This window comes from Actinoplanes regularis (genome assembly GCF_900188005.1).
Classification (GTDB): Bacteria; Actinomycetota; Actinomycetes; order Mycobacteriales; family Micromonosporaceae; genus Actinoplanes; species Actinoplanes regularis.
In genome coordinates this window covers 1-11,856 of record NZ_FZNR01000009.1, presented here as the reverse complement: position 1 = coordinate 11,856, position 11,856 = coordinate 1, and the positions used below count along the sequence as shown (strand labels likewise).

Here is an 11,856-nt window from a genome sequence, read left to right as displayed (position 1 = left end):
CGAAGGTATCGGTGTCGTAGCGCGGTGTGCGGTCCTCGAAGGTCCGCTGACAGGCGCTTTGCTTGGGTCGTCGCCTGTTCGCTGCCGTCGCCCAGGTGCCCGCGAGCGATGGCAAGACGCCACCGCGGTACGTGGCGCTGATCACCGTTGCCGGGTGTGCGAGTAGGCGAGGTTGTGGTGCGCGTGGTGGGCGCAGGTCGCTGCTTCTAACTAAAGCCGCTGGCGGCTCGGCTGCGGTGGGGCAGCTGGAGTCGACCCGCAGGTGGCCCGGATGCCTGCCTCGCCGAACTCGTCGCGTGGGTACCCACGCCCGCTTGCTGATCAGCGAGGGCAGCGGCATCTCGAGCATTGGCAGGCCGAGCACCAGCGTGGCCTGACTTCGGTAGTGAAGCTCGCGTGGCAGGTGGCGGTCAGCCGTACCGAGAGATTACGACTCTGGTTTGTATCAGTTGCACTGGTTACCTTCCGGTAACCGCGACGTTTCCTGGAGATCAACGGGTGGCTCGCGCTGAGCTGATGGAGGCCGGACATGTCCATCCGTACCCGCATCACCGCCGCGTTGCTGGCCGCGTCGGTGGTGGGCGCGGGCGTCGCCCCACCACCCGCCGGGGCCGCCGACAATGTCGTCACGTCCCGAGGGGTCGAGATCCCCGCCTTCTACACACCGCCCGCGACGCTTCCGGCGGTCAACGGCACGCTGATCCGCACCGAGGCCCTGCCCCTGACCTTGTCACTGCCGGGCATCAAGCGCCGGCTGCCCGGCACCGCGACCCGGATCATGTACAAGTCCACCGACTCGGCCGGCCAGGCGGTCGCTGTCAGCGGTGCCTACCTCGAACCGGCCGCGCGCTGGCGGGAGCCGGGACCGCGTCCGCTGGTCGTCTTCGCACCCGGCACCATGGGCCAGGGCGACCAGTGCTCCACCTCCCTGGGGCTGCAGCGTGGTCTCGTCCTGCAGATCGGCTGGAAACAGTCCACTGTGTCGATCGACTACGAGATGCTCGCCATCTACCGGCTCCTTTCCAAGGGTGTCGCCGTCGTCGAGACCGACTACATCGGCCTCGGCACCACCGACCGGCTGCACACCTTTGTCAATCGTCTGGACTCCGGGCACGCCGTGCTGGACGCCGCCCGGGCGGCCAAGGCGTTGCCGGACACGTCGATCACCGCTGACTCCGCCGTAGGTCTCTACGGATACAGCCAGGGCGGCGGCGCCGCGGCCGCGGCCGCGGAACTGCAGCCGTCCTACGCGCCCGACGTAGCGCTGAAGGCCACCTACGCAGGCGCCCCGCCGGCCAACATCACCGAGGTCACGGCCGGGATCGACGGCACCGAACTGGTGGGCACGCTCGGCTGGTCGGTGAACGGATTCATCCAATCCCAGCCGGAGCTGCAGCCGCTGCTCGACCGGTACCTCAACGACGCCGGCCGGGCCGCGCTGAAAGACCTCTCCACCATGTGCGCCAGTGACTCGGTCCTCGCGTACGCCAACACACGCAGCTCGACATGGACAGTGAACGGCCAATCCATGGTCGACATCATCCGGACCGAACCCCTCTGGCAGGACTACATCAACGCGCAGCTCATCGGCACCCTCAAGCCGACCGGTGCCGTCCGGGTGGCCACCGGCGTCAATGACAACGCCGTACCCCACGCTCAGGCCCGCATGCTCGCCGTCGACTGGTGCCGACTCGGCGCGGACGTCACCTACGCCCCGATCAAACTGCCCAAGGTCGGCAGCCCGGTACTGAACCACGCCGGCGCGTATCTGGCCGACCAGGGCCCAGCCGTGAACTGGCTCACCCAGCGACTCGCGGGCCTGCCGGCGTCGTCCACCTGCGCGAGCCTGCCCAACCAGCCATAACCCGGCGCGATGCTCCGCGCCGGAGAGCCGGACTTGCCGGCGCTTGATGGGGCGCATGCTGACTTTATGACCCATGGCGTCTGGATCGCGGTTGCGGTCGCTCTGCCGTTGTCGATCGGGGTGGTGGTCGGCCTCTCGATGCTGCGACGGTGAGCTGCTGGCACACGGTCGGAGAAGGAGATCAGCAGCCGTCGCGGGGATCAAGCTATTCGTGCGCTGGAACGTCGCCGCCGAAAGGCCGCCCGCGGTGACCTGCAGGGAAAAGCGGGGGTGGGGATTGCAGGACGGCGTCCGACGCGGCGTTCGGGTCCGACACCACGATGGGTGCGTAGCCGTACAGATTTGCCGCGAGTCGGGCATTCTTACTGTCGGCGGGCCTCGAGGCGCGGGTCCAGGTCTCCGTTGCCACTACGATCATTCTCGTGTTCATCGAGGTCATCGGCACCCAACCACTACCGGACGACGTCGATCGAGACGACGTCGAGGATTTCCTCTAGCAGGATTGAAGGAAGACGGCGAGGTCACCGCTTCCGGGTCTGGGCGCTGGCATCTCGACATCGAAGTGTCGACCGGAACCGAGGAATTTCAGACCGTTCTTCACCGGCTGGCTGCCGTCCTCGTGGATCATAACCTCGGCTGGATGGTCCTTCGCCCGGAATAGGATCGGGTCGGGACTACGGCCAGAGAAATCTTCTGATCGGCGGTGCCGGTAAGTCCTCAGCTGCCGAGAAGAGTGCGTTATACCTCCCGATTAAATTCTGCAACGGATGATTGTCGACACGCGGCATAAATAGCGAGAGATAACAGTGCGATGCCGGCAGACAGGCAGAGGAAAATGATCGGGTTGACCCATCCCGGCACCAATTCACGCGTCGTACCGTCCGCAAACGTGCAGCGACTAGCCAACGGAAAAGCATGCTCGGTGAGCGTTGTGGAGCTCTCGTCACCGCAGTACCTGTCGATCGTCCGGAGCCCGCCAGGAACCCCGGCAACCCATGTTGCGACAGCAAGGGCGAACGCGCAGGCCGCACCTAGGGTCATTCTGCCACTCGGCGACATGTAACTCCTTTTCCGTCACATCAACCTTGTCCGTCGGTGTAACCCCTTCGAGCTGATCTTGCAGATCGAAGTCGGGGTGATCATGGCCAGGGGGCCACAGCGAAAGGACAGTGGACGGCGTGCCTGGCATTCTTCCTCCTCGAAATCTTCACTAATCCTCCATAAACAGAATCCGCAGGCCTGCAAGCGCGGGAATTCGGGCTAGTCGCACGAGGTGGGCATCGAAATTGCGGTGGCGCCGGTTCCGTGCGAGTAGGTGAAGCGAACAAGTAGCCGTTGACCGTGCACGTCCGGCGGCATGCACGTCTTCATCCCGGTAGGACCGCTCGCATGAGATTGCGTTCGCGCTCTCCGGTGAGTGAGTTCCCGGCGCGGTGTCTTGGGCACGGGCGTACGGGACTTGTCTTATGGGCGGCGCTGCCCGGCCCACTTCGTCAGCCCAACGAGGCGGGTCGGCCGAGTACCGGCATGTCCTCCACGCGGGTGCCGGGTTGCCACGGCCAGCGGTGGTACCGATCCGGCCAGACGATCTGCAGGGCCTGCACGGCGGCACCCCTGAAGGCGTAAAACTGCGCGGCAGCGGGTAGGTGGCGATCCGGCTCGGTCACCGCGACGAACTCGACCTGGTGGCCCTCGAGAACGTCGTCGGCGCACTGCCCGGCGGTCAATACCCGCCGACCCGCGATGACCTCACCGGCAACGGCAAGCAGGGCGGGCCGGCAGATGTCGGGCGGTAGCCCGAAGAGAATTAGCTCAGGATGCCCATGCTCGGTCAGACCAATCGTGTACCAGCACGTCTCCAGGGCTGTCGGCTGCGGCACGAACTGCAGATACACACCTGAACGCGCGATCGCCTCGCCGATCTGGCCGAGTTCGGTCTCCTGCTGTCCGGCCGCCATGGTTTGCCTTCCGCCCCGTCCTTGTCCGGGCAGCTGACTGGCTGCTCCTCCAGGCCGGTTTCATACCCTGCCACATGAACACCCACACCCGGCCGCGGCGAATCGGAAGCCCCTGAGGCACCGGTCTGTGGCCTGGTCGGCGCGGCCGGTCCGGACATCTCCCGCATGGTTGTCGACTTTGACCACCTTGGGGAGGTTCCTGCTGCGCCCCAAGAAGGGCACGAGCGAACCGCAGGCGGTCAAGGCCTACTCACTGCTGCGGGCGATCCTGAATACCGCGGTCCGCGAGGACGAAATTTTCAAGCAAACCCATGCAGAATTCCTGGGTACGACCGGTGCCACACCCCGGAGCGGCCGGTCGCAACCGTCGCCCAGGTCCTCGCGCTCGCCGAGAAAATGCCGCCCCGATACGTGGCCTTGATCACCGTCGCGGCCTTCTCCGGCCTCCGTTGGGGCGAACTGGCGGCCCTACGCCGGTGCGATGTCGACGCACAGGCCGGGACTGTTCGCGTACCAAGGAAATTGGCCGCCCTGAAAAGCGGCCTGGAGTTCGGGTCGCCGAAGTCCGCGGCCGGCATCCGCGTCGTTGCTCTTCCGGCAATGGCTCGGCAAGCCCTGACCAGGCACTTAGCCGACTTTACCGGCGCTGGTCCGGAGGCGCTGGTGTTCACCGCAGACAAGGACATGCCGCTGCGAACCGGCAACTTCCGGAGGGCGGTGAAGTGGTCGAAGGCGCTGGCGGACGCGGGGATGCCGGCGGGCTTCCACTTCCACGACCTCGGCACACCGGAAACCGCATCGCGGCGGCGAGCGGCGCCAGCACCCGGGAGCTGATGCACCGGATGGGGCACGCGAGCATGCGGGCCGCGTTGATCTACCAGCACGCGACGAGCGACCGGGACCGCGAGATCGCCGAGAGCATGGACAAGCGGATCGCCAAGGGTGCGAAGCCTAAGGCCAAGCGTCGGCGCCGCGACGGCTAATGGCACGCAAGATCACCCAGGCGGTGACAGCAAGCGGCCCTGGCCGGAGGAAATTCCTCTGACCAGGGCCGATGTTGTGGAGCGGGCGACGAGAATCGAACTCGCGTAATCAGTTTGGAAGACTGAGGCTCTACCATTGAGCTACGCCCGCAAGGCCCCGGATTGCCCCGGGGCTCGTGCACAGCTTACTGAATCATCTACCGTCCGCGCGAACCGGATTCCCCAGCAGGTGACTCCAGCGCACACACGGGTAAGCAGACCGCATACACTGGCCGACGCCACGGGGTGTGGCGCAGCTTGGTAGCGCACTCGCTTTGGGAGCGAGGGGCCGTGGGTTCAAATCCCGCCACCCCGACTGACACCAACATCCGCAGCAACAAGGAGTACGCCTGTGAAGAGCACCGTCGAGACTCTGAGCCCGACTCGGGTGAAGCTCGCCATCGAGGTGCCGTTCGAGGAGCTCAAGCCGAGCCTGCAGAAGGCGTACCGGGAGATCGGCGCGCAGGTCCAGGTGCCGGGCTTCCGCAAGGGCAAGGTTCCGGCAGCGGTCATCGACCAGCGGGTCGGCCGTGGCGCCGTGCTGAACGAGGCCGTTCAGGAGGCGATCCCGCAGCAGATCCTCGCCGCGGTCCAGGAGCACGACGTCAAGACGCTCGGGCGCCCCGAGGTGGCGATCACCGAGTTCTCCGACAACGCGCCGCTGAAGTTCACGGCCGAGGTCGACGTCCGCCCGGAGATCGTCGTTCCGGACCTGTCCACGATCACGGTCGAGGTTCCGGCCGTCGCGATCGGTGACAACGAGATCGACGAGCAGATCAACGGCCTGCGCGAGCGCTTCGCGACGCTGAAGACCGTCGAGCGCGCCGCTGCGGAGGGCGACTACGTCCAGCTCGACCTGAACGCCACGGTCGACGGCGAGGAGGTGCCGGGCGGCTCGGCTTCCAACATCTCCCACGAGGTCGGCAGCAAGCAGCTGCTCCCGGGCCTGGACGAGGTGCTGGTCGGCCTCTCCGCCGGCGACGAGAGCACCTTCACCACCCAGCTCGTCGGCGGCGACTTCGCCGGCCGTGACGCTGAGGTCAAGGTCGTCGTCCGGACCGTCAAGGACAAGCAGCTGCCCGAGATCGACGACGAGTTCGCCCAGCTGGCGAGCGAGTTCGACACCCTCGAGGAGCTGCGCGGTGACCTTCGTGAGCGGCTGACCCGGGCGAAGAAGGTCGAGCAGATCTACGCCGCCCGCGACGAGGCTCTGAAGCAGCTCGTCGAGGCCGCCGCGATCCCGGCTCCGGAGGGCGTCGTCAAGGACGAGGTCGAGGGCCGCAAGCAGGCGATGACCGACCAGCTCGAGCGGATCGGCGCGACCCTCCAGGATTACCTGGACTCCGAGGAGAAGACCGAGGAGCAGATCGACCAGGAGCTGACCGAGGCGGCCCAGGAGGGCGTCCGGATCCAGCTGCTGCTCGACACCGTCGCCGACGCCGAGGACGTTCAGGTCACCGACGACGAGTTCGGCCACGAGATCGTGCACCGGGCGCAGCGCGCCCAGATGCAGCCCCAGCAGTACTACGACCAGCTGGTCCGCTCGGGCGCCGCGGCGGCCGTCTTCGGCGACGTGCGCCGGGGCAAGGCCCTCGCATCGGTCATGGAGCGGGTCACGATGAAGGACAGCGAGGGCAACACGCTCTCCCTGGACGACCTGCGCGCCGCCAGCGAGGACGAGCACGCCGGTCACAACCACTGATCCAAGGACCGTTGTTCGGCGGCCACCGCGCACCGCTTCCGGTGCGCGGTGGCCGCTGCCATTTCCGGGGTACGAGCGAGGCCCGGTGCGCTGTCAGCGAACACCTGCCCGAGCGGGAAGCTGATGCGCAATCGACCAGTTAGGTTGGTCGTACGACGGACAACTCGCCGGCCGGAACCACGGCCGACACAGCAAGCTGTGAAGGGCTGCCATGACCGATCTCCACACCACAATCGGGCCCGCCATGCGGCGCGGCGGCGACACCTTGAGTGGCAACCTCGACGACTCGGTCTTTAATCGCCTGCTGCGTGAGCGGATCATCTTCCTCGGCAGCGAGGTGACCGACGCGGTCGCCAACCGGATCTGCGCGCAGTTGCTGCTGCTCTCCGCCGAGGACCCGGAGCGGGACATCCACCTGTGGATCAACTCGCCCGGTGGCTCTGTCTACTCGGGTATGGCCATCTACGACACCATGCAGTTCATCGACAACGACGTGTCGACCGTCGCGATGGGTATGGCTGCCTCGATGGGGCAGTTCCTGCTCTGCGCCGGGGCGGTGGGCAAGCGTTATGCCCTGCCGCACGCCCGCATCATGATGCACCAGCCGTCCGGTGGCATGGGTGGCACCGCCGCGGACATCGCCATCCAGGCGGAGCAGATGCTCTACACCAAGCGCATGTTCCAGGAGCGGATCGCGTTCCACACCGGTCAGACCCAGGAGCAGATCGCCGCCGACTTCGACCGGGACCGCTGGTTCACGGCCGAGGAGGCGAAGGACTACGGCTTCATCGACAAGGTGATCACCGGGGCCACGCAGGTCCCCGAGGGCGCCGGAACGCTGAACTGAGGAGCGGAACCATGACAGACCTGACCATGCCTCCCGGGTTCGCTCCGGTGCACAACCGTTACGTGCTGCCCTCGTTCACCGAGCGCACCTCGTACGGCATCAAGGAGTCGAACCCGTACAACAAGATGTTCGAGGACCGGATCATCTTCCTCGGCGTCCAGGTGGACGACGCGTCGGCGAACGATGTGATGGCCCAGCTGCTGACGCTGGAGAGCACCGACCCGGACCGCGACATCACGATGTACATCAACTCGCCCGGTGGCTCGTTCACCGCCATGACGGCGATCTACGACACCATGCAGTACGTCCGTCCCGACATCAGCACGGTCTGCCTCGGCCAGGCGGCCAGCGCGGCCGCGGTGCTGCTGGCGGCCGGTACGCCGGGTAAGCGGATGGCGCTGCCGCACTCGCGGATCATCATCCACCAGCCGGCCACCGAGGGTGGTTACGGCCAGGGTTCGGACATCGAGATCCAGGCGCGCGAGATCATGCGGATGCGGACCCAGCTCGAGACGATGCTGTCCCGCCACTCCGGCCAGAGCATCGAGAAGGTCCGCAAGGACATCGACCGCGACAAGATCATGACTGCGGACGAGACCAAGGAGTACGGCTTGGTCGACACGGTCCTGGTCAGCCGGAAGAAGAGCCTGCAGACCGTCGGCGCCAGCAGCTGAGATGCGTGACGTCAGGGGCCGGACAGGTGGCACTAGACTGGCCGGTCCCTGACACGCCCGTTTTGGGGGGTCGGAGAACAGCCCCATTGCGGGTAACGTCGAGCCAGCAGCCTCAGTTACGCGGGTCGGCAGACGATGAGATGAAAACGAGGCAATCAGCCCTCGGACACGGACCGGCCAAAGGTCAGTCGTTGAGCGCAAGGAGAACGTAGGTGGCACGGATCGGTGACGGTGGCGACCTACTGAAGTGCTCCTTCTGTGGGAAGTCGCAGAAGCAGGTCAAAAAGCTCATCGCGGGCCCCGGGGTCTACATCTGCGACGAGTGCATCGATCTCTGTAACGAGATCATCGAGGAAGAGCTGGCCGAGACCGGCGAGGTGAAGTGGGAAGAGCTTCCCAAGCCGATGGAGATCTGCCAGTTCCTCGACACCTACGTGGTGGGCCAGGAACAGGCGAAGAAAGCTCTCGCTGTCGCGGTCTACAACCACTACAAGCGCATCCAGGCTGAGTCGAACGGCGCCCCGGGCGGTGGCAGCGACGTCGAAGTGGCCAAGTCCAACATCATGCTCATCGGCCCCACCGGCTGCGGCAAGACGCACCTCGCACAGACCCTGGCGCGGATGCTGAACGTGCCGTTCGCGATCGCCGACGCCACCGCGCTCACCGAGGCCGGCTACGTCGGCGAGGACGTCGAGAACATCCTGCTCAAGCTGATCCAGGCGGCGGACTACGACGTCAAGCGCGCCGAGCAGGGCATCATCTACATCGACGAGGTCGACAAGATCGCCCGCAAGAGCGAGAACCCGTCGATCACCCGGGACGTCTCCGGTGAGGGCGTTCAGCAGGCCCTGCTGAAGATCCTCGAGGGCACGGTTGCGAACGTTCCGCCCCAGGGCGGCCGTAAGCACCCGCACCAGGAGTTCATCCAGATCGACACAACGAACGTGCTGTTCATCGTGGGTGGCGCGTTCGCCGGGCTGGACCGGATCATCGAGCAGCGCGTCGGCCAGAGTGGGGTCGGCTTCGGCGCCCGGCTGCGGTCGATCTCGGAGCGGAACACCGACGACATCTTCAGCAAGGTGATGCCGGAGGACATGCTGAAGTTCGGGCTCATCCCCGAGTTCATCGGCCGCCTCCCCGTGATCACCACGGTCCGCAACCTCGACCGTGAGGCCCTGATCCAGATCCTCACCGAGCCCCGCAACGCCTATGTGAAGCAGTACCAGCGCCTCTTCGAGCTCGACGGCGTCGAGCTGGAGTTCGACGAGGGCGCCCTGGAGGCGATCGCCGACCAGGCCATGCTCCGCGGCACCGGCGCCCGTGGCCTGCGCGCCATCATGGAAGAGGTCCTGCTCTCCGTGATGTACGAGGTGCCCAGCAACCCGGACGCCGCCCGTGTGGTGATCACCCGTGGGGTCGTCCTGGAGAACGTCAACCCCACGATCGTTCCGCGCGAGTTCGTCGGCCGGCGCCGGCACGCACGCGAGGAGAAGTCGGCCTGACCAGTTCCCGCGATCTGGCGGGAATCCTCGCCGGCATCGAACGTGGCGACCGGCACGTACCGGACCCGTGGCTCGAGGTCGTACCACCACCGTCGTCCGACCGGGCGGCGGTGGTGTCGTATCCGGGTCATGTCGTGATCGCGGCCGACGTCGAGCTCGCGTGGGCGGAGAAACTCGCTGGTGCGGATTTCGCCGCGCCCACCGGCCCACGCTTCCTGACCGCGCTCGAGGATCGACTCGGTCTGCATGCCGGCGCCTTCGACGTGTCGCTGCTCGCCGCTCGGCTTCCCCGTGACCCCTCCGTCCGGCTCACGCCGCTCGACGCCAGCGAACACCCGCGGGCCCTCCGTGCCCACCGGTACCGCACCGACGTGCGCCTGTGGACGTCCGAGCACGGTCTGCTGGTCATCGGCCGCGGGCTCGGTGGTCGCTGGGAGGTGGCCTTCGAGGTCGAGCCGGGAGCACGAGGCAGGGGACACGGGCGCCGGCTGGCCATGGCGGCCCGGCACCTCGTTCCGGAGGACCGGCCGCTCTGGGCTCAGTGCGCCCCGGGCAACGCCGCCAGCCTTCGTGTCCTGCTCGCCGCTGGTTACCAACCGGTCGGCTCCGAGGTCCTGCTGATGCCAGCCACCGCCGGCTGGTGATCTGGCCGCCGGTTGCGGTGTCCAACCGCGTGGCGAATTTGCCGGTGAGCCGGATACGGGACGCGTCGTTCGACGTACGCTCGGATTCATGCGCGTCGCAGTCTGCCAACTGAACTCGCGGGATGACCGCGCCCACAATCTCTCCGTCGCGAGGTCGTTGCTCGAGCGCGCCGCCGCAGGCGGCGCCGAGCTGGCCGTTCTTCCGGAATACGTGGACTTTCTCGGCCGCGCCGACGACGCGCCCAGACCGGAGGCGGTCGACGGGGAGTTCGCCGCGTTCTTCGCCGCGGCGGCGCGCGAGCTGGGCATCTGGGTGCACGCCGGCTCGTTCCACGAGACCGGCCCGGACGAGAGCCGCACGTTCAACACCACGTTGTTGTTCGGTCCGGACGGCTCGCTCGCGGCGACCTACCGCAAGATCCATCTTTACGACGTGGAGATCGCCGGCCGGGTCTCGTACCAGGAGTCGCGAACCGTCGCGCCGGGTGACCAGATCGTGGTCACGGAGGTCAAGGGCGTGCCGATCGGGCTGAGCACCTGTTACGACCTGCGGTTCCCCGAGCTGTACCGGCAGCTGGCGATCGCCGGAGCGAAGATTCTGGTGGTGCCCGCGGCGTTCATGCTGCACACCGGGCGGGACCACTGGGAGGTATTGCTCCGTGCTCGCGCGATCGAGAACCAGTGCTTCGTCCTGGCGGCCGACCAGATCGGCGATCACGAGCCGGGGCGGAGCTGTTTCGGGCGGAGCATGATCATCGACCCGTGGGGGACGGTGCTCGCGCAGGCGCCGGACACCGTGGGAGTCGTGATCGCGGATCTGGACCTGGGCCGGCTCCAGACCATCCGTGAGGAGCTACCGAGCCTTGCCAACCGACGTCTCTGACGGGGATGTATCCGGCGTCACAGGCTTTGGAGCAGGTAGCTGACGACGGCTAACCCGATCACCGCGGAACCGACCAGCAGGAGCGCGCCACCCATTCGGGACGGGCCACGCAGAAGCAGCTTTCGAGTCGAGACGACCATCGTCACCAGCACAAGCACGCCGATCACCACCTGCCAGACTGGAACCAGGAGGCCGAGGAACGCGTCGACCGCTAGCGTCTCGGATGCGTCCATCAGGCCACTCTGTCACGGTTTCCCGCCGCTGTGTGCCAGCGAACCGCGGTGGCTTGGGCACGTTCGTCGATTTGCGGTCTGGGCGGGCAATCAAGTAACTTTCTCTCTGCCCGCGGGAAACCGGTACGGAGAGCCACAAACGTGACAATCCGGATCGCGCCTTCGGGGGCTGCTGAAGCGAGCTACGCTTGACTTCAGCGCCGGGCAGTGCGGCGAAGTCCAAGATAAAGACGGACTTGCGGATGCGAAACTGACCGGGTAGAGTGATTCAGCCAGCAGGAACCGGGCGCGCTGATAGTCGGCCGGTCTGCTTGAGCCACTTCCACTTGGGCGAGGCTGACGAGATCCTCCGGATCGCGTCGAGCGAAAACGACCAGGTAAACTTGAACGGTTGCCTCGAAAGCGGATCTCTGAACGAGATTCGGGCTTCGATGTGCGGTTGTTCTTTGAGAACTCAACAGGGTGCTTGATAAGCCAGTGCCAATTATGGCAATACCCCGGCCTATCTCTTTCGGGAGTGGGTTGGA

The 11,856-nt window shown here is 66.3% G+C and carries 11 protein-coding genes and 2 tRNA genes; 10 read left to right on the top strand and 3 right to left on the bottom strand.

Annotated features, from left to right (window positions below):
* Positions 1-529: 529 nt before the first annotated feature.
* Positions 530-1,864 carry a lipase family protein gene (locus tag CHC09_RS23155; RefSeq protein WP_089295285.1) on the top strand — a complete coding sequence of 445 codons (1,335 nt, stop codon included), beginning with the start codon at positions 530-532 and terminating at the stop codon, positions 1,862-1,864.
* Positions 1,865-3,357: 1,493 nt separating this feature from the next.
* Here CHC09_RS23155 and CHC09_RS23150 read toward each other — a convergent pair.
* Complete coding sequence (locus tag CHC09_RS23150) at positions 3,358-3,822, bottom strand: DUF4262 domain-containing protein (protein ID WP_089295284.1); 465 nt, start codon at positions 3,820-3,822, stop codon at positions 3,358-3,360.
* Between the two features lie 417 nt (positions 3,823-4,239).
* On the opposite strand from CHC09_RS23150, the gene CHC09_RS46495 reads away from it, so the two are divergent.
* Together CHC09_RS46495 and CHC09_RS46490 are read left to right on the top strand one after the other, a co-directional pair.
* Positions 4,240-4,656, top strand: a complete 417-nt coding sequence (locus tag CHC09_RS46495; RefSeq protein WP_244911612.1) for a tyrosine-type recombinase/integrase — start codon at positions 4,240-4,242, stop codon at positions 4,654-4,656.
* 8 nt (positions 4,657-4,664) lie between these two features.
* Positions 4,665-4,805 (top strand): hypothetical protein, encoded by a 141-nt coding sequence (locus tag CHC09_RS46490; RefSeq protein ID WP_179277239.1) that lies wholly within the window; start codon positions 4,665-4,667, stop codon positions 4,803-4,805.
* Positions 4,806-4,882: 77 nt separating this feature from the next.
* Here the strand turns inward: CHC09_RS46490 and CHC09_RS23140 are convergent.
* A tRNA-Gly gene (locus CHC09_RS23140) sits at positions 4,883-4,956 on the bottom strand.
* A 130-nt stretch (positions 4,957-5,086) separates the two neighbouring features.
* Here CHC09_RS23140 and CHC09_RS23135 point away from each other — a divergent pair.
* The 7 genes from CHC09_RS23135 to CHC09_RS23105 all read left to right on the top strand — a co-directional run bounded on the left by CHC09_RS23135 (position 5,087) and on the right by CHC09_RS23105 (position 11,096).
* Positions 5,087-5,160: transfer RNA gene (locus CHC09_RS23135), tRNA-Pro, on the top strand.
* 36 nt (positions 5,161-5,196) lie between these two features.
* Positions 5,197-6,546 (top strand): trigger factor, encoded by a 1,350-nt coding sequence (gene tig / locus CHC09_RS23130; RefSeq protein ID WP_089295283.1) that lies wholly within the window; start codon positions 5,197-5,199, stop codon positions 6,544-6,546.
* A gap of 211 nt (positions 6,547-6,757) precedes the next feature.
* The gene (locus CHC09_RS23125; RefSeq protein ID WP_089295282.1) at positions 6,758-7,393 is read left to right on the top strand and encodes an ATP-dependent Clp protease proteolytic subunit; all 636 of its coding nucleotides are present in this window, start codon (positions 6,758-6,760) and stop codon (positions 7,391-7,393) included.
* A gap of 11 nt (positions 7,394-7,404) precedes the next feature.
* Complete coding sequence (locus CHC09_RS23120; protein WP_089295281.1) at positions 7,405-8,067, top strand: ATP-dependent Clp protease proteolytic subunit; 663 nt, start codon at positions 7,405-7,407, stop codon at positions 8,065-8,067.
* Positions 8,068-8,279: 212 nt separating this feature from the next.
* Positions 8,280-9,569 carry an ATP-dependent Clp protease ATP-binding subunit ClpX gene (gene clpX, locus CHC09_RS23115; protein ID WP_089295280.1) on the top strand — a complete coding sequence of 430 codons (1,290 nt, stop codon included), beginning with the start codon at positions 8,280-8,282 and terminating at the stop codon, positions 9,567-9,569.
* A 134-nt stretch (positions 9,570-9,703) separates the two neighbouring features.
* A complete protein-coding gene (locus tag CHC09_RS23110) occupies positions 9,704-10,213 on the top strand; it encodes a GNAT family N-acetyltransferase (protein WP_239138460.1) in 510 nt (169 codons plus the stop codon).
* Between the two features lie 88 nt (positions 10,214-10,301).
* The gene (locus CHC09_RS23105) at positions 10,302-11,096 is read left to right on the top strand and encodes a carbon-nitrogen hydrolase family protein (protein WP_089295278.1); all 795 of its coding nucleotides are present in this window, start codon (positions 10,302-10,304) and stop codon (positions 11,094-11,096) included.
* Positions 11,097-11,113: 17 nt separating this feature from the next.
* Here CHC09_RS23105 and CHC09_RS23100 read toward each other — a convergent pair whose 3' ends face one another.
* Positions 11,114-11,329 (bottom strand): hypothetical protein, encoded by a 216-nt coding sequence (locus tag CHC09_RS23100; RefSeq protein WP_089295277.1) that lies wholly within the window; start codon positions 11,327-11,329, stop codon positions 11,114-11,116.
* Positions 11,330-11,856 lie beyond the last annotated feature (527 nt).

Bases quoted from the DNA above. Each gene is read 5' to 3' on its own strand.
- CHC09_RS23125 (WP_089295282.1), top strand. From the start codon at position 6,758: ATGACCGATCTCCACACCACAATCGGGCCCGCCATGCGGCGCGGCGGC.
- CHC09_RS46490 (WP_179277239.1), top strand. From the start codon at position 4,665: ATGGGGCACGCGAGCATGCGGGCCGCGTTGATCTACCAGCACGCGACG.
- CHC09_RS23100 (WP_089295277.1), bottom strand. From the start codon at position 11,329: ATGGACGCATCCGAGACGCTAGCGGTCGACGCGTTCCTCGGCCTCCTG.
- CHC09_RS23105 (WP_089295278.1), top strand. From the start codon at position 10,302: ATGCGCGTCGCAGTCTGCCAACTGAACTCGCGGGATGACCGCGCCCAC.
- CHC09_RS23150 (WP_089295284.1), bottom strand. From the start codon at position 3,822: ATGGCGGCCGGACAGCAGGAGACCGAACTCGGCCAGATCGGCGAGGCG.
- CHC09_RS23155 (WP_089295285.1), top strand. From the start codon at position 530: ATGTCCATCCGTACCCGCATCACCGCCGCGTTGCTGGCCGCGTCGGTG.
- CHC09_RS23120 (WP_089295281.1), top strand. From the start codon at position 7,405: ATGACAGACCTGACCATGCCTCCCGGGTTCGCTCCGGTGCACAACCGT.